At 64.4% G+C, this 18,064-nt stretch carries 19 protein-coding genes; 11 read left to right on the plus strand and 8 right to left on the minus strand.

Annotated features, from left to right (window positions below; all coding sequences use genetic code 11):
• The first annotated feature begins 131 nt into the window (after nucleotides 1-131).
• The 3 genes from V0R62_RS08975 to sthA all read left to right on the plus strand — a co-directional run bounded on the left by V0R62_RS08975 (nucleotide 132) and on the right by sthA (nucleotide 4,419).
• Nucleotides 132-1,595 (plus strand): glyceraldehyde-3-phosphate dehydrogenase, encoded by a 1,464-nt coding sequence (locus V0R62_RS08975; RefSeq protein WP_110738521.1) that lies wholly within the window; start codon nucleotides 132-134, stop codon nucleotides 1,593-1,595.
• 227 nt (nucleotides 1,596-1,822) lie between these two features.
• Nucleotides 1,823-2,821: an FAD:protein FMN transferase gene (locus tag V0R62_RS08980; protein WP_330103558.1), complete on the plus strand. Its 999-nt coding sequence runs from the start codon at nucleotides 1,823-1,825 to the stop codon at nucleotides 2,819-2,821.
• A 203-nt stretch (nucleotides 2,822-3,024) separates the two neighbouring features.
• The gene (sthA, locus tag V0R62_RS08985; protein ID WP_023631920.1) at nucleotides 3,025-4,419 is read left to right on the plus strand and encodes a Si-specific NAD(P)(+) transhydrogenase; all 1,395 of its coding nucleotides are present in this window, start codon (nucleotides 3,025-3,027) and stop codon (nucleotides 4,417-4,419) included.
• Nucleotides 4,420-4,467: 48 nt separating this feature from the next.
• On the opposite strand, the gene V0R62_RS08990 is transcribed toward sthA, so the two are convergent.
• Together V0R62_RS08990 and V0R62_RS08995 are read right to left on the minus strand one after the other, a co-directional pair.
• Complete coding sequence (locus V0R62_RS08990) at nucleotides 4,468-5,184, minus strand: glycerophosphodiester phosphodiesterase (protein WP_330103472.1); 717 nt, start codon at nucleotides 5,182-5,184, stop codon at nucleotides 4,468-4,470.
• Between the two features lie 32 nt (nucleotides 5,185-5,216).
• Nucleotides 5,217-5,801, minus strand: coding sequence for a PilZ domain-containing protein (locus V0R62_RS08995; RefSeq protein ID WP_330103473.1), 585 nt, complete (start codon nucleotides 5,799-5,801; stop codon nucleotides 5,217-5,219).
• A 93-nt stretch (nucleotides 5,802-5,894) separates the two neighbouring features.
• On the opposite strand from V0R62_RS08995, the gene V0R62_RS09000 reads away from it, so the two are divergent.
• The 3 genes from V0R62_RS09000 (at nucleotide 5,895) to V0R62_RS09010 (ending at nucleotide 9,142) form a co-directional block, all read left to right on the plus strand.
• Nucleotides 5,895-7,145 carry a lipoprotein-releasing ABC transporter permease subunit gene (locus V0R62_RS09000; protein ID WP_186733461.1) on the plus strand — a complete coding sequence of 417 codons (1,251 nt, stop codon included), beginning with the start codon at nucleotides 5,895-5,897 and terminating at the stop codon, nucleotides 7,143-7,145.
• 7 nt (nucleotides 7,146-7,152) lie between these two features.
• Nucleotides 7,153-7,836 (plus strand): lipoprotein-releasing ABC transporter ATP-binding protein LolD, encoded by a 684-nt coding sequence (gene lolD / locus V0R62_RS09005; protein WP_177330835.1) that lies wholly within the window; start codon nucleotides 7,153-7,155, stop codon nucleotides 7,834-7,836.
• 61 nt (nucleotides 7,837-7,897) lie between these two features.
• Nucleotides 7,898-9,142, plus strand: coding sequence for a lipoprotein-releasing ABC transporter permease subunit (locus V0R62_RS09010; RefSeq protein WP_330103474.1), 1,245 nt, complete (start codon nucleotides 7,898-7,900; stop codon nucleotides 9,140-9,142).
• On the opposite strand, the gene V0R62_RS09015 is transcribed toward V0R62_RS09010, so the two are convergent.
• Both V0R62_RS09015 and V0R62_RS09020 read right to left on the minus strand, forming a co-directional pair.
• Entirely contained in the window at nucleotides 9,133-10,518 is a 1,386-nt protein-coding gene (locus tag V0R62_RS09015; RefSeq protein WP_408005643.1) for a heavy metal sensor histidine kinase, read from the minus strand. The genes V0R62_RS09010 and V0R62_RS09015 overlap by 10 nt on opposite strands.
• Entirely contained in the window at nucleotides 10,518-11,198 is a 681-nt protein-coding gene (locus V0R62_RS09020; RefSeq protein WP_330103475.1) for a heavy metal response regulator transcription factor, read from the minus strand. The genes V0R62_RS09015 and V0R62_RS09020 overlap by 1 nt, the downstream gene beginning before the upstream one ends.
• 157 nt (nucleotides 11,199-11,355) lie before the next feature.
• Here V0R62_RS09020 and V0R62_RS09025 point away from each other — a divergent pair, with 157 nt between their 5' ends.
• Together V0R62_RS09025 and queF are read left to right on the plus strand one after the other, a co-directional pair.
• Nucleotides 11,356-11,871, plus strand: a complete 516-nt coding sequence (locus V0R62_RS09025; RefSeq protein WP_330103476.1) for a cupredoxin domain-containing protein — start codon at nucleotides 11,356-11,358, stop codon at nucleotides 11,869-11,871.
• Between the two features lie 68 nt (nucleotides 11,872-11,939).
• Entirely contained in the window at nucleotides 11,940-12,770 is an 831-nt protein-coding gene (queF, locus tag V0R62_RS09030; RefSeq protein WP_330103477.1) for an NADPH-dependent 7-cyano-7-deazaguanine reductase QueF, read from the plus strand.
• 33 nt (nucleotides 12,771-12,803) lie between these two features.
• Here the strand turns inward: queF and V0R62_RS09035 are convergent, their stop codons facing one another.
• Nucleotides 12,804-13,067, minus strand: coding sequence for a DUF4404 family protein (locus V0R62_RS09035; protein WP_050704856.1), 264 nt, complete (start codon nucleotides 13,065-13,067; stop codon nucleotides 12,804-12,806).
• Between the two features lie 123 nt (nucleotides 13,068-13,190).
• Entirely contained in the window at nucleotides 13,191-13,742 is a 552-nt protein-coding gene (locus V0R62_RS09040) for a phosphonoacetaldehyde phosphonohydrolase-related protein (protein ID WP_330103478.1), read from the minus strand.
• A 330-nt stretch (nucleotides 13,743-14,072) separates the two neighbouring features.
• Here V0R62_RS09040 and V0R62_RS09045 point away from each other — a divergent pair, with 330 nt between their 5' ends.
• A complete protein-coding gene (locus tag V0R62_RS09045; protein WP_234561514.1) occupies nucleotides 14,073-14,780 on the plus strand; it encodes an MlaA family lipoprotein in 708 nt (235 codons plus the stop codon).
• Nucleotides 14,781-14,831: 51 nt separating this feature from the next.
• On the opposite strand, the gene V0R62_RS09050 is transcribed toward V0R62_RS09045, so the two are convergent.
• Nucleotides 14,832-15,131 (minus strand): PilZ domain-containing protein, encoded by a 300-nt coding sequence (locus tag V0R62_RS09050; RefSeq protein WP_050704859.1) that lies wholly within the window; start codon nucleotides 15,129-15,131, stop codon nucleotides 14,832-14,834.
• Nucleotides 15,132-15,400: 269 nt separating this feature from the next.
• Here V0R62_RS09050 and rssB point away from each other — a divergent pair, with 269 nt between their 5' ends.
• Together rssB and rssC are read left to right on the plus strand one after the other, a co-directional pair.
• The gene (gene rssB / locus V0R62_RS09055; protein ID WP_330103479.1) at nucleotides 15,401-16,585 is read left to right on the plus strand and encodes a two-component system response regulator RssB; all 1,185 of its coding nucleotides are present in this window, start codon (nucleotides 15,401-15,403) and stop codon (nucleotides 16,583-16,585) included.
• The gene (gene rssC / locus V0R62_RS09060; protein WP_330103480.1) at nucleotides 16,582-17,064 is read left to right on the plus strand and encodes an anti-sigma factor antagonist RssC; all 483 of its coding nucleotides are present in this window, start codon (nucleotides 16,582-16,584) and stop codon (nucleotides 17,062-17,064) included. Before rssB ends, rssC begins: the two co-directional genes overlap by 4 nt.
• Before the next feature lie 42 nt (nucleotides 17,065-17,106).
• Here rssC and V0R62_RS09065 read toward each other — a convergent pair whose 3' ends face one another.
• Nucleotides 17,107-18,030 (minus strand): LysR family transcriptional regulator, encoded by a 924-nt coding sequence (locus V0R62_RS09065; RefSeq protein ID WP_330103481.1) that lies wholly within the window; start codon nucleotides 18,028-18,030, stop codon nucleotides 17,107-17,109.
• Between the last annotated feature and the right edge of the window lie 34 nt (nucleotides 18,031-18,064).

Here is an 18,064-nt window from a genome sequence, read left to right on the forward strand (position 1 = left end):
GATTGTACCGGTGACGGGGCTCGCTGTCAGGCTCGCGAGGGCATGACGACGGGGTCTGGCGTCGGCGACAGGCGCTCATTGCCCGATACGCCGAGGGGCGTCATAATGTAGCCCCTTTTTTGTTCCCCTACATGTGGAAGGTTACCGTGACTCAGAAGCCCGACCAGTGTCTTGGTGAGTGGATCGATCGTGAAGCCCTGGCTGAAGCGATGATCCCGCTTATCGGTCAGCTCTACCGCAACAACAACGTGGTGAGCTCGATCTATGGCCGCAGCCTGATCAACCGTTCGGTTATCTCGATCCTCAAAGCCCACCGCTTTGCCCGTCACCGTCAGACCGACGAGACCGAGCTGTCCGTCCACGAGACATTCCCCCTGCTCAAGGCCATGAGCGAGCTTAAGCTGGGTGCCGCCTCGGTGGACCTGGGCAAGCTGGCCAACAAGTTCAAGGTCGAAGGCAACGGCCGCAGCGCCGAGCAGTTCGTCCGTGACGAACTGGCCGACGTCGTGGGTCAGCAGAACGCTTCCGCACGCAAGGGCACCGACGTCGTCCTGTACGGCTTTGGCCGCATCGGCCGCCTGCTGGCGCGCATCCTCATCGAGAAGACCGGTGGTGGTGACGGCCTGCGCCTGCGCGCCATCGTCGTGCGCAAGGGCGCCGAGAACGACCTGGTCAAGCGCGCCAGCCTGCTGCGCCGCGACTCGGTGCACGGTCCGTTCGACGGCACCATCGTCATCGATGAAGCCAACAACACCATCACCGCCAACGGCAACCTGATCCAGGTGATCTACGCCAAGAGCCCGAGCGAAGTCGACTACACCCAGTACGGCATCCATGATGCGTTGATCGTCGACAACACCGGCGTATGGCGTGACGCCGACGGCCTCGGCCAGCACCTGGCCTGCCCGGGCGCTGCCCGCGTGATCCTCACCGCGCCTGGCAAGGGCGCGCTGAAGAACATCGTGCACGGCATCAACCACGGCGACATCAGCGCCGATGACAAGATCATCTCGGCGGCGTCCTGCACCACCAACGCCATCGTGCCGGTGCTCAAGGCCATCAACGACCAGTACGGCATCGTCAATGGTCACGTCGAAACCGTTCACTCGTTCACCAACGACCAGAACCTGATCGACAACTTCCACAAGGGCAGCCGTCGTGGCCGCGCCGCGCCGCTGAACATGGTCATCACCGAGACCGGTGCCGCCACCGCCGCAGCCAAGGCGCTGCCGGTGCTCAAGGGCAAGCTGACCGGCAACGCCATTCGTGTGCCGACACCGAACGTGTCGATGGCCATTCTCAACCTGAACCTCGAGAAGGCCACCAACCGCGAAGAGCTGAACGAGTACCTGCGCCAGACTGCCATGCACTCGGAACTGCACAAGCAGATCGACTACGTCAGCTCCCAGGAAGTGGTGTCCACCGACTTCGTCGGCTCGCGTCACGCCGGTGTGGTCGACGCCGAGGCAACCATCTGCAACGACAACCGCGTTGTCCTGTACGTCTGGTACGACAACGAGTTCGGTTACAGCTGCCAGGTAGTGCGCGTGATGGAAGACATGGCCGGTGTGAACCCGCCAGCGTTTCCACGCTGATCCGCTTGTAATGCGTTGAAAAAACGGGAACCTTCGGGTTCCCGTTTTTTTTGCTTTCCGCATCAGCGCGGTCGTTGTAGGAGCGGCCTTGTGTCGCGAACGGGCCGCAAAGCGGCCCCAGGTTTTCAGCGTCACTGCCACAATTGCCGGGGCTGCTGCGCAGCCCTTTCGCGACACAAGGCCGCTCCTACACCGACCGCGTGGGCAGGTCAACCGAGAGATCCATGTTGCGCACAGTTCTTCTGCTCTGCCTGTTGTTGTTATCAGCCTGCAACCCAGGCCCCACCCTCGAGCGCTTCGGCGGCCCGACCATGGGTAGCAGCTACAGCATCCAGTACGTGCGCCAGCCCGGTGGTCCTGCGCCCGAGCAGGTCCAGGCCGAGGTCGAGGCCATCCTCCAGGCCATCGATAGCCGTTACTCCACCTACCGTGGCGACTCCACCGTCAGCCGTTTCAACCAGCTCCCGGCCAATCAGTGCCTGCCCATTGACGCCGACCTGTTCGAGCTGGCCAGCTTCGGTCAGCACCTGGCCGAGCAGAGCCAGGGCGCCTTCGACCTGACCGTCGAGCCGCTGCTTGACCTCTGGGGTTTCGGCCCCCAGGCCCGCGAAATGCATGTGCCCGACCCGCAGGCGCTGGCCCGTGCCCGCCAGCGCGTGGGCTACCGCCACCTGCGTATCGAGGGTGACGCCCTGTGCAAGGACGCCGCCATCGAGCTGGATTTCAACAGTATCGCCGCTGGCCACGCCGTCGACCTGATCGCCCAGCGCCTGCGCGCCATGGGCATCGAGGCGTTTCTCGCCGAAGCCACCGGCGAGCTCAAGGCCGTGGGCCGCAAGCCCGATGGCAGTGCCTGGCGGGTGGCCCTGGAGTTGCCGCGCGAGGACCGCCAGATCGCCCGCCAGGTCATCGACGTGGAGGGCATGGCCGTGTCGACCTCGGGTGACTATCGGCATTATTTCGAGGACAATGGCCGGCGCTATTCGCACACCTTCGATGCCCGTCTCGGGCGCCCGGTCGAGCACGACCTGGCGGCGGTGACGGTGCTCGACGCCTCGGCGCTGCGGGCCGACGGCTATTCGACCGTGCTGTTGATCCTCGGGCTGCAGCGTGGCTGGGATTTCGCCATCGCCCACGGCATCGCCGCGGTGCTGGTGACCCGGGTCGAGGGTGGTTTCGTCTCCCGTTCCACGCCGGCCTTCGAGCGAGTGGTGAAAGGCGAGTGAAAGGCAAGCCACGGATGATCAATGCCACGGATACGGTGAAACGACATGTAGTGCAGGCAATAATGGCCTACGACGCGACCAAGGGTTAATGTGCGCGGCGTTCACGCTTGATTAGACTGCACCCGAATTTTCTCATGGCGCCCCGGCGACATGATCGCGCCCCGCGGCCATCCGGCCGGCGGGCCAGTTCTGAAGGAGTACGCATGGCTGTCTACAACTACGACGTAGTGGTGCTGGGTTCCGGCCCGGCCGGAGAAGGCGCGGCAATGAACGCCGCCAAAGCAGGGCGCAAGGTGGCCATGGTCGACAGCCGTCGCCAGGTCGGCGGCAACTGCACCCACCTGGGCACCATCCCGTCCAAGGCGCTGCGTCACTCCGTGCGGCAGATCATGCAGTTCAACACCAACCCGATGTTCCGCGCCATCGGTGAGCCGCGCTGGTTCTCCTTCCCCGACGTGCTCAAGAGCGCCGAGAAGGTCATCAGCAAGCAGGTCGCCTCGCGCACGGGCTACTATGCGCGCAACCGCGTCGACGTGTTCGTTGGCACCGGCAGCTTCGCCGACGAGCAGACCGTCGAAGTGGTCTGCCCCAACGGCGTGGTCGAGAAGCTCAACGCCAAGCACATCATCATCGCCACCGGCTCGCGCCCGTACCGCCCGGCTGACATCGACTTCCACCACCCGCGCGTCTACGACAGCGACACCATCCTCAGCCTGAGCCACACCCCGCGCAAGCTGATCGTCTACGGCGCCGGGGTGATCGGTTGCGAATACGCCTCGATCTTCAGCGGCCTGGGTGTGCTGGTCGAGCTGGTCGACAACCGCGGCCAGCTGCTGAGCTTCCTCGACTCGGAAATCTCCCAGGCGCTGAGCTACCACTTCAGCAACAACAACATCACCGTGCGCCACAACGAGGAATACGACCGCGTCGAAGGCCTGGACAACGGGGTGATCCTGCACCTGAAGTCGGGCAAGAAGATCAAGGCCGACGCCTTGCTGTGGTGCAACGGCCGTACCGGCAACACCGACAAGCTGGGCCTGGAGAACATCGGCATCAAGGTCAACAGCCGTGGCCAGATCGAGGTCGACGAGACCTACCGCACCAGCGTGCCGAACATCTATGGCGCTGGTGACGTGATCGGCTGGCCGAGCCTGGCCAGCGCCGCCCACGACCAGGGCCGCTCGGCCGCCGGCAGTATCGTCGACAACGGCAGCTGGCGCTTCGTCAACGACGTGCCGACCGGCATCTACACCATTCCGGAGATCAGCTCGATCGGCAAGAACGAGCAGGAGCTGACCCAGGCCAAGGTACCCTACGAAGTGGGTAAGGCTTTCTTCAAGAGCATGGCCCGCGCGCAGATCGCCGGCGAGCCGCAAGGCATGCTGAAGATCCTGTTCCACCGCGAGACCCTGGAAGTCCTCGGCGTGCACTGCTTCGGCTACCAGGCCTCGGAGATCGTCCACATCGGCCAGGCGGTGATGAACCAGCCGGGCGAGCAGAACAACCTGAAGTACTTCGTCAACACCACCTTCAACTACCCGACCATGGCCGAGGCCTATCGGGTAGCTGCCTATGATGGTCTGAACCGGCTTTTTTGAGCGGCTCCGACCGGTGGCCTGAGCCGGTCGGGGAGACCGATTTCAGCCCTACCCGAGGGTGGTCCTGGCCAAACCGGGAAAGTCTGTAATCAGGCTGTCCACGCCAAAGTCGGCGAGCCGGCGCATCAGCGCCGGTTCGTTGACCGTCCATACCGACACGTGCAGACCCTGGCGCTGCGCCTTGATCAGGCGCTCGGGGGTGCACAGCGTCCAATTCAACGCCAGCATCTCGCAGTCGTAGTTCTGCGCGACCTTCAGCGGGTCTAGCCAGGCGTACTCGGCAACCAGCCCGCGCTTGATGTCCGGCACCAATTCCTGGGCGGCGCCCAGCACTTCCCGTGAGCTCGAGGTGATGGTCACCTTGTCCAGCAGGCCATGCTGCTGGGCCAGTTCGCGGATCGCCAGCACGGTGCTGGCGGCGCGGGTGCGCGAGGCGCTCTTGACCTCCAGCTGCCAGTGCTCGAACGGGCACTTCTCGAACAACTCCTCGAGCCGCGGGATGGGGCAGGGCTGCACATGCCCCGGGCCGCCCTTGCGCGCATCGTAGGTGACCAGGTCGGCCGCCGTGTGCTCGACCACCTTGCCGCGCCGGCCGGTGGTGCGCTTGAGGGTCGGGTCATGGATCACCATCAGCTCGTTGTCGGCCGACAGGTGCAGGTCGAGTTCGCAGCGGGTCACGCCATGGGACAGGCACTGGCGGAAACTCTGCAGGGTATTCTCGGGCGCTTCGCCCTTGGCGCCGCGGTGGCCATAGATCAAGGTCACGTTCGTTCCTTCAAATCAGAGAGAAAAGGGCTTCAGGAAGCGGGATCGTTCTGTTCCAGCGCCTGGCGTCGTTGCTGTTGCTGGCGCTGCAGGATGTAGCGGGCCAGCAGCTGGCGCTGGGCGTCGGTCATGTCGATGAACTCGGTGCCCACCTCGTAATCGCCGTCGGGGCGCGGGTCGCAGTGGGTGACCCGGCCACGCAGCAGCAGGCCGTGGGCGCGGGGCATCAGCACCATTTTCACCTTGACCCGGGTGCCGGGGGCGATCTTCTGCGCCTGGGCGAACTCGATGCCGCCTTCGGAGATGATCACCGGTTGCGGCTGGCCAATCTCGCCGATCAGGCTCTGGGCGACCACGGCGCTGAGCAGGTCGAGGCGTTTGTTCTGGGCGCGCAGGAAGGCGGCCAGGGTGCGGTCCTTCTCGCTCAACTGGCGTAGCAGGTGCTGCGACTCGAAGTCCGAAAGGTGCAGCTCGCTGAGCAGGTTGAACAGCTCTGAATCATCCTGCAACAGTTCTGTTTCAAGGGCTTCGGCCGCGCTGAGGGGGCTGATTTGAAGTGCGATCCGATCTTCGATGCGGTAGTATTCGCGGCGATCTTCTTCGTCTAATGTCGTCATGGCGAACCCAAGGTTACGGCGGTGGTCCGAGTGTAAAGCCGCCGTAGGCGCCTCGCCACAAGGACGTTCCCTTTCATCCGAACAAGCCCCGACATGTTCAGACCTCTATTCGTATTCATTGGTACGCGCTACACCCGTGCCAAGCGCCGCAATCACTTCGTCTCGTTCATTTCGCTCACCTCGATGATCGGCCTCGCCCTGGGCGTGGTGGTGATGATCGTGGTGCTCTCGGTGATGAACGGGTTCGACCACGAGATGCGTACCCGCGTGCTGGGGATGATCCCCCACGCCACGCTGGAGACCGGCCAGCCGATCGACGACTGGCAGGCCCTCGCCTCTAAAGTAAAGCAGAATCCGCAGGTGCTGGCGGTCGCGCCGTTCACCCAGATGCAGGGCCTGCTGACCCATGAAGGCAAGGTGCAGAAGGTGCTGCTCAACGGCATCGACCCGGCCCGCGAACGCGAGGTGTCGATCATCGACAAGTTCGTCCTCGACGGCAGCCTCGACAAGCTGGCCCCGGGCGAGTGGGGCATCATGATCGGCGACAAGGCCGCGCAGAAGCTGGGCGTGGGCATCGGCGACAAGCTGACCTTCGTCGCCCCCGAGGTCAGTGTCACCCCGGCGGGGATGTTCCCGCGCATGAAACGCTTCACCGTGGTCGGCACCTTCCACGTCGGTGCTGGCGAGATCGACGGCTACCTGGGGCTGACCAACATCGCCGACCTGTCGCGCCTGCACCGCTGGAAGGCCGACCAGGTCCAGGGCGTGCGCCTGAAGTTCGACGACCTGTTCCAGGCCCCGCGTGCCGCCTGGGCCATCGCCCAGCAGCTGGGCGAGCAGGAGTTCTACCCGCGTGACTGGACCCGCACCCACGGCAACCTGTACCAGGCGATCCGCATGGAGAAATCCATGATCGGCCTGCTGTTGCTGCTGATCGTCGCGGTGGCGGCATTCAACATCATTTCCACCCTGGTGATGGTGGTCAACGACAAGCGCGGCGACATCGCCATCCTGCGCACCCTGGGCGCCACACCCGGGCAGATCATGGCCATCTTCATGGTCCAGGGCACGGTGATCGGCGTGGTCGGCACGCTGATCGGCGCGGTGCTGGGCATCCTCGGCGCGCTCAACGTGAGCGCGGCCATCGCCGGCATCGAGACCCTGATCGGGCACAAGTTCCTCAATGCCGACGTGTACTTCATCGATTACCTGCCGTCGCAGATCCAGGCCCAGGACGTGTACATGGTCTGTGGTGCGGCGCTGGTCCTGAGTTTCTTCGCCACCCTGTATCCGGCCTGGCGCGCCTCGCGCACCCAGCCGGCGGAGGCGCTACGTTATGAGTGAGTCGCGCATGAGTGATAAAGCCGTGTTGAGCTGCCGCAACCTGGGCAAGAGCTACGAGGAAGGCCCGGAGTCGGTCCAGGTCCTGTCGGGGTTGAACCTCGAGCTGCACCCGGGCGAGCGGGTGGCCATCGTCGGCAGCTCGGGCTCGGGAAAGAGTACCTTGCTCAACCTGCTCGGCGGCCTCGACACGCCGACCCAGGGCAGTGTCTGGCTGGCCGGCGAGGAGCTGTCGGCGCTGGGCGAGCGGGCCCGTGGCCTGCTGCGCAACCGCGCCCTGGGCTTCGTTTATCAGTTTCACCACCTGCTGGCGGAGTTCACCGCCCTGGAAAACGCCTGCATGCCGCTGCTGATCGGCAAGACGCCGATCGCCGAGGCCCGCGAGCGCGCCGAGGCACTGCTCAAGCGTGTTGGCCTGGGGCACCGGCTGAATCACAAGCCGGCCGAGCTGTCCGGCGGTGAGCGCCAGCGCGTGGCGATTGCCCGCGCCCTGGTCAACCGCCCGGGCCTGGTGATGCTCGACGAGCCCACCGGCAACCTCGACCACCATACGGCCATGGGGATCCAGGAACTGATGCGAGAGCTGTCCACGCATTCGCAGACCGCCTTCCTGGTGGTGACCCACGACCTCAACCTGGCGCGCCAGATGGACCGCGTGCTGAGCCTGGAAGACGGGCGCCTGGTGGCGATCTGAATCGCTTGCGCGGGGCGCCACGAGGCCTCCCGTTTCACACTTAGATTGGGTATCCCTGTTCATGTTCAGACCCTTGTCCTTGTTCATCGGTGCTCGCTACACCCGTGCCAAGCGTCGCAACCACTTCATCTCGTTCATCTCCATGACCTCGATGATCGGGCTGTCGCTTGGCGTGCTGGCGATGATCACGGTGCTGTCGGTGATGAACGGCTTCCAGCGCGAGATGAGTTCGCGCGTGCTGGGTCTGGTGCCCCATGCCGCGATCCTCGGCGCGCAGCCGCTGGACGACTGGCGCAAGGTCGCCATCACCGCCGAAGGCAATCCGGCGGTGATGGCTGCGGCGCCGATCACCGAGATGGAAGGCATGCTCTCGTACAAGGGGGCGATGCAGCCGATCCAGGTTGCCGGCATCGACCCGGCCGAGGAGGGCAAGGTCTCCATCGTCACCCAGCATATCGTCCAGGGCAGCCTGCAGGACCTGGTGCCGGGCGAGTACGGCGTGGTCATCGGTGAGCTGACGGCGCGACGCTTTCGCCTGAACACCGGCGACAAGCTGACCCTGATCGTCCCGGAGATCAGCAAGGAGCCGGGCGGCATCACCCCGCGCATGCAGCGCTTGACCGTGGTCGGCATCTTCAAGGTCGGCGCCGAGCTGGATGGCTCCCAGGCCTATATCCATATCGCCGACGCCGGCGAGATGCAGCGCTGGGCACCGGGCCAGGTGCAGGGCGTGCGTCTGAAACTGCACGACCTGTACGCCGCACCGCAGGTGTCCAAGGCTATTGCCACGGGGCTGGGCGACGGCTACCGCGCCGACGACTGGTCGCACACCCAGGGCAGCCTGTTCAGCGCCATGAAGATGGAAAAGACCATGATCGGCCTGCTGCTGATGATGATCATCGCCGTGGCCGCCTTCAACATCATCGCCACCCTGGTGATGGTGGTGAACGACAAGGGCGCGGACATCGCCATCCTGCGCACCATCGGCGCGACGCCGGCGCAGATCATGGGCACGTTCATGGTCCAGGGCAGCCTGATCGGCATCGTCGGCACCTTGATCGGCGGCGTGCTCGGGGTGCTCCTGGCGCTGAACGTCAGCGCCGTGGTCGGCTGGATCGAGCGGGTCAGCGGCCAGCACATCTTCACCTCCGACATCTACTTCATCAGCAGCCTGCCGTCGGAGCTGCAGTGGGGCGACGTGGCGATCATCTGCGTGGCCGGGCTGGTGATGAGCTTCCTGGCGACCATTTATCCTGCGTACCGCGCCTCGCAGATCGAGCCGGCGATGGCGTTGCGTTACGAGTAAGGCATGGCAACACCGGGGGCGCTTTGCGCCCCTTTCGCCGGCAACTCGATCACGAACCGAGTCCACCCATTTTCGCACTCCGCCCGAATCTTCCCACCGTGCGCCTGCACGATCGAGCGGGTGATAGCCAGCCCGAGCCCTGCATGTTCACTGCTGCCTTCCTGGCGCGCCGGGTCTGCCCGATAGAAACGGTCGAAGAGCCGCTCCAGCAGTTGCGGGGCGATCGCCGGGCCACTGTTGGCCACCTCGATGCGCAACCCCGGCGCAAGGCTCACACGGATCTCGCCGCCCGCCGGGGTGAAGCGCAGGGCGTTGTCCAGCAGGTTCGACAAGGCCCGGCGCAGCATGTGCCGGTCGCCTTCGACATGCGCCTGGCCCTCGCGTGACAGACTGACTTCAGCTTCTTCGGCCAGCGGCGCGTAATACTCCAGCAGCGCATCGACCTCGGTCGCCAGGTCCAGCGCCTGGCGGTTGGGCATCAGCAGGCCGTGGTCGGCCTTGGCCAGGTAAAGCATGTCGTTGACCAGCTGGGCCATCCATTGCAACTCTTCAAGGTTGCCATGCAGGGCCTCGCGGTACTCCTCGAGGCTGCGCGGGCGGGTGAGGGTGACCTGGGTGTGGGTCAGCAGGTTGGACAGCGGCGTGCGCAACTCGTGGGCGATGTCGGCGGAGAACGCCGACAGGCGCTGGAAAGCATCGTCCAGACGCTGCAGCATGGCGTTCACCGTGCCGGCCAGCTCGGCCAGCTCCTCGGGCATCTCGGCGGCCGGCAGGCGGGTAGTCAGCGAGCGGGCGTTGACGCTGGCGGCGACCTTGCCCATGCGCCGCAGCGGCTTCAGGCCACGGCGCACGGCCCAGGCGCCGAGCAGCGCGGTGACCAGCGCGCTGAGGCCGACCGTGAGCCAGATCAGGCGCTGCATGCCTTGCAGGAAGTGCTGGTGATGGGTGATGTCGAGGAACAGGGTCAGCTGCGGCGAGGCGGGTCGGGTTTCGTCCAGCGGCAGGCTCAGCCCACGGTAGTCGATGCCCTGGGTATGCAGGGTAGCCAGGCCTGGCTGGTCCGGGGCGTCCGGCAGGTCGCTGCGGCTGGCGAACCAGGTGGTGCCGTCGACCGCGCGCACGCGCAAGGCCAGGTCGGACTGGTGGCTCAGCTCGTTGAGCAGCCCCGGCAGGCGCGTGGCCAGTTGCTCGGGACTGGTCACGCCGTCAAGCAGGCTGCGCATCAGCGACAGGCGGCCGCTGAGCAGTTGCTGGTCGAGTTCGACGAAATGCTGCTCGCTGGCGCGGCTGAACAGCAGGCCGGCGCCCAGTGAAACACTGGCGGTGCAGGCGGCGAACAGCAGCGCCAGGCGGCTGCCGAGGGACAGGCGGCGCATCAGTCCTGGCGCTCCTCGAGCACGTAGCCCATGCCGCGCACGGTATGGATCAGCTTGGTGGCGTGGGTGTCGTCGATCTTCAGGCGCAGGCGGCGGATGGCCACCTCGATGACGTTGGTGTCGCTGTCGAAGTTCATGTCCCACACCTGCGAGGCGATCAGCGACTTGGGCAGCACCTCGCCCTGGCGGCGCAGCAGCAGTTCGAGCAGGGCGAATTCCTTGGCGGTCAGGTCGACGCGCTGGCCGGCCCGCTCGGCGCGGCGGCGGATCAGGTCAAGGCGCAGGTCGGCCAGGCTCAGGCAGGTGTCCTGGCTGGCGCTGGCGCCCCGGCGCAGCAGGCTGCGCACCCGGGCCAGCAGCTCGGAGAAGGCGAACGGCTTGACCAGGTAGTCGTCGGCGCCCAGTTCCAGGCCGTGGACGCGGTCCTCGACGGCATCGCGGGCGGTGAGGAACAGCACCGGCGTGTCCAGCCCGGCCTGACGCACGGCCTGGAGGATCTGCCAGCCGTTGCGCCCCGGCAGCATCACATCGAGGATCAGCAGGTCGTGGTCACCGGTCAGGGCCAGGTGCTGGCCGGTGTCGCCGTCGATGGCAAGCTCCGTGGCGAAACCGGCTTCGCTCAGCCCCTGGCTCAGGTACTGGCCGGTCTTGGCCTGGTCTTCGACGATCAGCAGTTTCATGTGTTTACCAACGGTTAGGGCCAACGTGATGCCGAAATGATACGTGACGATCCGGCGGCCTGCCCAAGCTGACAAAGTTGTAATCTTCCCGTCAGCCAGCTGCCAGCCAGCCTTTTCGAGAATGGCCTCATTCTCCCAGAACGACCCGGAGTCACCCATGAAACACCTGTTTATCGCCGCCGCCCTCGCACTGGTCAGCCTGCCGAGCTTCGCCGACAGCAGTAAACCCTTCGCCTTCGGCGAGCCGGCCGAGGCGGCCAAGGCCACCCGCACCGTCGAGGTGGTGCTCAAGGACATCGCCTTCGAACCCAAGAGTATCAAGGTCAAGGCCGGCGAGACCGTGCGCTTCGTGCTGGTCAACCAAGGCAAGCTGCCCCACGAGTTCAACCTGGGCGACAAGGCCATGCACGCCGAGCACCAGAAGGAAATGATCGCCATGCAGGGCAAGATGTTCACTGCCGGCATGAACCACGAAGGCATGGACCATGGCCAGATGGATCACGGCCAAATGGGTGCTGGCCACGGCCATGCGGGCGGCAACACCGTGCTGGTGCAGCCCGGCCAGCGCGCCGAGCTGACCTGGACCTTCCGCAAGTCGGCGCCCATCGAGTTCGCCTGCAACGTGCCGGGCCATTACCAGGCAGGCATGGTCGGGCCGCTGACCATCGAGTGACATCGGCTCCAAGGCGGGGTGCAAAACCGGTAGACTAGGGGCAATTTCGAACCTTCAGGTCAGTTTCCATGCATCCCGCCGCCGAACATTCCCCGCTGGGCAAGTCCAGCGAATACATCGCCACCTACACCCCCTCGTTGCTGTTCCCGATTCCTCGCCTGGCCAAATGGGCCGAGCTGGGCGTGAGCGGCGACGCGCTGCCGTGGCAGGGCGTGGATTTCTGGAACTGCTTCGAGCTCTCCTGGCTGCTGCCCTCGGGCAAGCCGGTGGTAGCCATCGGCGAGTTCGCCATTCCATGTGATTCGCCGAACATCATCGAGTCCAAATCTTTCAAGCTGTACCTCAACTCGCTGAACCAGACGGTGTTCGAGTCGGTAGCGGCGTTGCAGGCGTGCCTGGTGCAGGATCTGTCCGCTGCGGCTGGTAAGCCGGTCGCGGTCAAGGTCAGCACCCTGGCCGAGGTCGAGGGGCAGGGCGTGACCGCGTTGCCGGGCCAGTGCATCGATGCGCTGGATGTGAACATCAGCAACTACGAGCAGCCGCAACCGGAGCTGCTGCGTTGTTCGTCGGAGCGCGTGGTGGAAGAGACCGTGCACAGCCACCTGCTCAAATCCAACTGTCCGGTCACCGGCCAACCGGACTGGGGAAGCGTGGTGGTGGAGTACAAGGGGCAGGCGCTGGATCATGCCAGCCTGCTGACCTACCTGATCAGCTTCCGTCAGCATGCCGACTTCCATGAGCAGTGCGTGGAGCGGATCTACCTGGACCTGAAGAACCTGCTCAAGCCTGAGCACCTGACGGTGTATGCGCGGTATGTGCGCCGTGGCGGGCTGGATATCAACCCGTACCGCAGCACTGGGGCGATCAGCCCGCAGAATCTACGGTTGGTACGTCAGTAATGTAATAGGGCCGCGTTTGCGGCCCCATTCGGTTCAGATCCCCATGCTGTGCAGGTGATTGGCGATATTGCGCAGGATGGCGGTAAGGTCTGGGTGATCGGCCTCGAAGCGTTCGACGGCGGTATTGACCCCATCGACCAGGTTGTTGTCCTTGGTCGCTTCCTCGAGTTTGATCTGGGCTTCGATCTGCTGCATCAATTCATGCAGGTGGTCGCGCTCTTCCAGCGAGAGCGGTGGATTGCGGTCCAGTTGCTCGCGCAGGCTATCGAGTTGCTCTTGCAGTTCGCGGGCAGGCATTGTTCGTTCTCCATCAATGACTTGGCAAGCCATGGACCTCGGCGACACGGTAAAGGTTCTGGCCTGCCTTCTAGCGTAATCCACCTGCCGCTGCTTTGCATGACCCGTATCAACGGGGATGTATCAGGGTTTCTCGCCTTTGTGCCGGCGTTGGGCGATGTCCGCCAGGCAGGTGTCGAGGGATTCCAGGTGATCGATCACCGAGTGCACGCCCAGGCCGAACAGCGCCAGGGTCGCCTTGCCACGGGTACGCTCCTGTTCCTGCCGGGTCATGGCCTGCCATTGGCTGGAGCCCAGGTCGCAGGCCGCCAGACCCACCGTCCACAGGCCGGCGTTGAGCCCGGCCTGCAGCAGCCGCGGCTCGCCGCTGACCAGTACGCAGCCTTCCAGGCGTTGGCTGTCGAGGCACATCAGCGCCTGCCAGCAGGCGTTGGGCGCCGGCCACTTGCAGCCATTGACCAGGTGGCCCGGCAGCCAGTCGGGCAGCACGCTGCTCAGGCGCTTGCCCTGGGCGGCGCTGAGTTCGTCGAGCCAGATGCACGGCACAGCCTGCGAGTGCAGGCTGTGAAGGGAATCGAGGGCGCCGGGGGCGGGCAGGGTGCCGCTGTCGGTTGCCTGGACCAGGCAGCCGCGCAGTCCGAACAGCACGGCGGTTAAGGCGGGTGCGTCTTGCATGGCAACGTCCCTAGACTTTCTACGAAATGTATCTGCACTCGCCCATACTGCGTTGAAACGGGGCTCGGAATGCTCATGTACTCCAGTACACTGCGCTTGCTCCCCCCGTTTCGCCTTGTCTGGCCTTCGCGCAGACACATTTCGTACAGACCCTAAATAGCTCGCAGGCTATCCAGCGATTGTTACCGAAGGATGACGGCTGCAGTTGTTCACAAAATCTTGACAGAGATATGTAAAACTACCGTTCAGCCAGCAAGCCAGTATACTTGCGCCCTATCGAGCAGCGCGCCAAAGGCCGTTGCCGCCGTGAAATCCGATGGAGAAACATCTATGCGTAGGATCGGTGCCGGAGTGATCGAGCGAGTCACCCAGGCCTGTGTCTGCGCCAGCTTGCTGCTGGCGCCCGTGGCAGCCACCCAGGCGGCCACCGAGGAGGATCCGTGGGAGTCGGTCAACCGACCGATCTTCAGGTTCAACGATGTCCTCGACACCTATGCCCTCAAACCGCTGGCCCAGGGTTACCAGTACGTCACTCCGCAGTTCCTCGAAGATGGCATCCACAACGTCTTCCGCAACCTGGGCGACGTCACCAACCTGGCCAACAACGTGCTGCAGCTCAAGCCTCGAGCGGCGGGTATCGACACGGCGCGGCTGATCGTCAACACCACCTTCGGCCTGGGCGGCTTCTTCGATGTCGGCACCAAGATGGGGCTGCAGCGCAACGACGAGGACTTCGGCCAGACCCTCGGCTACTGGGGCGTGCCCAGCGGGCCGTACGTGGTCATTCCGTTCCTTGGTCCGAGCACCGTGCGTGACGGCCTGGCCAAGTACCCGGACACCTACACCGAACCCTACCGCTACATCGACCATGTGCCGACCCGCAACTCGATCTTCGCGATGGACGTGATCGACACCCGTGCCAGCCTGCTGTCGGCGGAGAAGCTGATCCAGGGCGACAAGTACATCTTCCTGCGCAACGCCTACCTGCAGAACCGCGAGTTCAAGGTCAAGGACGGCCAGGTCGAAGACGACTTCTGATCTGTCGTATGACGAAAAAGGCGACCTTCGGGTCGCCTTTTTCGTGACCGTTCAATGCATGGCCAGGATGCGCAGGCCGAATTTCTGCGCGCCGCCGGGCTGGTCGGCGATCCACACCACCTCGGTGCTGGCATGCAGGCCGGCGAGGGCGGCGTGGTCGGAGTCGATGCGCACCTCGAGCTGGTCGCCCACCTTGAACCGCTGCGGTGCCTGGACCTGCATGCCGCTGCTGGAGAGATCGATGCACACGGCGCTGATCACCTGTCCGGCGTGCAGCAGGCTGACCTCGGTTTCAATGCGCATGCGTATGAAATCGCGTTTTTCGCTGTAATCCACGGGAGGCTGGGACATGCTTGCATCCTTTCGTCAGGTTGCGCCGATGTGCTTTCTTATAACGCCGGGTGATTTGCCCTGTAAAGTGCGCGGAAGTCATCCTTGCCATGCTTGAAACGCCAGGCGGATGGGAGTACCGTCAGCGCCTTACAGGGCACCTCGCTATTTGCCGGACCAGTCTTCTTGTCCTACAACTCAAATAGAGAGTGGCTAGAGAGCATTCCAGTAGCCGTCTGTCGGTCCTCCACAGCCGCTACGCCAACCTAAATCTGGCGCCGTTCGCCCACATGCAGAAACCCAGTGCAACGCTGCTGATCATCGATGACGACGAGGTGGTCCGTGCCAGTCTCGCCGCCTATCTGGAAGACAGCGGCTTCAGCGTCCTCCAGGCCGGTAACGGCCAGCAGGGCCTCCAGGTCTTCGAAGCACACCAGCCCGACCTCGTGATCTGCGATCTGCGCATGCCGCAGATGGGCGGCCTCGAACTGATCCGCCGGATCAGCGAGCGCGCGCCGCAGTTGCCGGTGATCGTGGTGTCCGGCGCCGGCGTCATGAGCGACGCGGTCGAAGCCTTGCGCCTGGGCGCGGCGGACTACCTGATCAAGCCCCTGGAAGACTTGGCCGTGCTCGAGCACTCGGTGCGTCGCGCGCTCGACCGCTCGCGCCTGGTGCTGGAGAACCAGCGCTACCGGGAGAAGCTCGAAGCGGCCAACCGCGAGCTGGAGGCCAGCCTGCACCTGCTGCAGGAGGACCAGACCGCCGGTCGCCAGGTGCAGATGAACATGCTCCCGGAAAACCCCTGGGTGGCCGGCGAGTTCAGCTTCGAGCATCAGATCATCCCGTCGCTGTACCTGTCGGGCGATTTTGCCGACTACTTCCGCGTGGACGATCGGCGCATTGCCTTCTACCTGGCGGACGTCTCTGGCCACGGCGCCTCGTCGGCGTTCGTCACGGTGCTGCTCAAGTTCATGACCACGCGCCTGCTGTTCGAATTCAAGCGCGGCGGAAAAATGCGCGAATTCAAGCCTTCGCAGGTGCTCAGCCACATCAACCGCGGGCTGATCAACTGCAAGCTGGGCAAGCATGTGACCATGGTCGGTGGCGTCATCGACGAGGACACCGGCCTGCTCACCTACAGCGTCGGCGGCCACTTGCCCCTGCCGGTGCTGTACACCCCGGGCCAGGCCCGCTACCTGGAAGGCCGCGGCCTGCCGGTGGGGTTGTTCGACGAGGCCAGCTACCAGGACCAGGTGCTGGAACTGCCACCGCAGTTCAGCCTCACCTTGATGTCCGATGGCATTCTGGACCTTTTGCCCGGGGACACACTCAAAGATAAGGAAGCGGCCTTGCCGGAAATCGTCAAGGCGGCGGGTGGTAGCCTGGAGGGGCTGCGCCAACGATTCGAATTGGCTACGCTTGGGGAGATGCCGGATGATATCGCCCTATTGGTGTTGAGCAGGAACCTTGAATGAGTACTGGTAGAATCCAGTTCGCCGAGCAGAGCGGAACCTTCGTTCTGAAATTTGTCGGTGAAGTGCGCCTGACCCTGTGTTCGGCGCTGGATGCGACGATCGAGAAGATCTTCACCGCGCTGAACTTCTCGGCCATCGTCATCGACCTGACCGAAACTGAGAGCATCGACAGCACCACCCTCGGCTTGCTGGCCAAGCTGTCGATCCTGTCCCGGCAGAAAGTCGGCCTGCTGCCGACCGTGGTCACCACCAACCCGGACATTTCCCGTCTGCTGCAGTCCATGGGCTTCGATCAGGTGTTCAACATCGTCGATCGCCCGGTGCCGTGCCCGGAATGCCTGACCGACCTGCCGTCCCAGGACCAGGACGAGAACGTGGTGCGCTCCAAGGTGCTGGAGGCGCACAAGATCCTCATGGGCTTGAACGACTCCAACCGTGAAGCCTTCCATGACCTGGTCAGCGCGCTGGAGCGTTCCTGATCGTTCGCTGAACCCATCGACGCCATCGCGGGAAGAGCCCGCTCAGGGTCTGTGCGGTGCTTGCGTCGCTCCCGATGGAGCGAATGCAGTGCGCAGATCCTCCATGAACGCCCGCTGCGCTTCGCCGGATTCCTGCCCGCGGTGGCGTGCCAGGGTGAACGGCACCACGAAATCCAATGTCTGATCCAGTGCCTGCAACAGCCCCTGGGCTTCCCAGGGCGCGGCGCAGTGGCAGGGCAGGTAGCCGATATGCCGGCCTGAAAGGATCAAGGTCAGCGCGCTGTCGATCTGTTCCGCCACCGCCAGGCTGTTTCGGCTTTGAAAGGGTTCTCCCTGCTTGAGAAATCGATACGGGTGGCAGACCTGGTCGGCCTCAAGCAATTGCTCGCGGCTCACCTGCCCCTGGTCGAACAGCTCATGCCCCTTGCCACAATAGAGCCGCTGGCGTTCCTCGAACAACGGCAGGTAGTCGAACGCCACCTGGTTGCCGGAGAAGTAGCTGATAGCGCAATCCAGGCGCTGCTCCAGCAACAGCCGCTCGAGCTCGGCAGGTGGGGCGCAGGTCACCTCCAGGCGCACGTGCTCGTCGCGTTGGCGAAAGCGGGCGATGGCCCGGGCCAGGCGCAGGGTGACGTCGCGGTCCTGGTTCTCGGCCAGGCCGATGCGCAGCGTGCCGAGCAAGCGCCCGGCCACGCCGTTGGCCTGCTGGCGAAACTGCTCGATCTGCAGCAGCAGGCCGCGGGTCGCCTGGAGTAGCAGCTCGCCTTTCTCGGTCAAGCGGAATCCGCCCTTGCCACGGCTGCACAGGCGATAGCCCAGGCGGGTCTCGAGCCTGGCCATCTGCTGGCTGATGCTGGGCTGGCTGAGCCCCAGCACGCCCTGGGCGGCGCTGAAGCCGCCGGCCTCGACTACAGTGACGAACAGCCGCAGCAGGTGCAGGTCGGGGTCGTGCAGTTGTCCGAGCATCACATTGCTCCTGATGAATGTCAGCTTTGAATAG

The sequence above is a fragment of the Pseudomonas carassii genome (genome assembly GCF_036324045.1).
Lineage (GTDB): Bacteria > Pseudomonadota > Gammaproteobacteria > Pseudomonadales > Pseudomonadaceae > Aquipseudomonas > Aquipseudomonas peradeniyensis.

Bases quoted from the DNA above. Each gene is read 5' to 3' on its own strand.
- sthA (WP_023631920.1), top strand. From the start codon at position 3,025: ATGGCTGTCTACAACTACGACGTAGTGGTGCTGGGTTCCGGCCCGGCC.
- V0R62_RS09020 (WP_330103475.1), bottom strand. From the start codon at position 11,198: ATGAAACTGCTGATCGTCGAAGACCAGGCCAAGACCGGCCAGTACCTG.
- queF (WP_330103477.1), top strand. From the start codon at position 11,940: ATGCATCCCGCCGCCGAACATTCCCCGCTGGGCAAGTCCAGCGAATAC.
- rssC (WP_330103480.1), top strand. From the start codon at position 16,582: ATGAGTACTGGTAGAATCCAGTTCGCCGAGCAGAGCGGAACCTTCGTT.
- V0R62_RS09045 (WP_234561514.1), top strand. From the start codon at position 14,073: ATGCGTAGGATCGGTGCCGGAGTGATCGAGCGAGTCACCCAGGCCTGT.
- V0R62_RS09025 (WP_330103476.1), top strand. From the start codon at position 11,356: ATGAAACACCTGTTTATCGCCGCCGCCCTCGCACTGGTCAGCCTGCCG.
- V0R62_RS09050 (WP_050704859.1), bottom strand. From the start codon at position 15,131: ATGTCCCAGCCTCCCGTGGATTACAGCGAAAAACGCGATTTCATACGC.
- V0R62_RS09015 (WP_408005643.1), bottom strand. From the start codon at position 10,518: ATGCGCCGCCTGTCCCTCGGCAGCCGCCTGGCGCTGCTGTTCGCCGCC.
- lolD (WP_177330835.1), top strand. From the start codon at position 7,153: ATGAGTGATAAAGCCGTGTTGAGCTGCCGCAACCTGGGCAAGAGCTAC.
- V0R62_RS08975 (WP_110738521.1), top strand. From the start codon at position 132: ATGTGGAAGGTTACCGTGACTCAGAAGCCCGACCAGTGTCTTGGTGAG.
- V0R62_RS09000 (WP_186733461.1), top strand. From the start codon at position 5,895: ATGTTCAGACCTCTATTCGTATTCATTGGTACGCGCTACACCCGTGCC.
- V0R62_RS09010 (WP_330103474.1), top strand. From the start codon at position 7,898: ATGTTCAGACCCTTGTCCTTGTTCATCGGTGCTCGCTACACCCGTGCC.
- V0R62_RS08995 (WP_330103473.1), bottom strand. From the start codon at position 5,801: ATGACGACATTAGACGAAGAAGATCGCCGCGAATACTACCGCATCGAA.
- V0R62_RS09065 (WP_330103481.1), bottom strand. From the start codon at position 18,030: ATGCTCGGACAACTGCACGACCCCGACCTGCACCTGCTGCGGCTGTTC.
- V0R62_RS09040 (WP_330103478.1), bottom strand. From the start codon at position 13,742: ATGCAAGACGCACCCGCCTTAACCGCCGTGCTGTTCGGACTGCGCGGC.
- rssB (WP_330103479.1), top strand. From the start codon at position 15,401: ATGCAGAAACCCAGTGCAACGCTGCTGATCATCGATGACGACGAGGTG.
- V0R62_RS09035 (WP_050704856.1), bottom strand. From the start codon at position 13,067: ATGCCTGCCCGCGAACTGCAAGAGCAACTCGATAGCCTGCGCGAGCAA.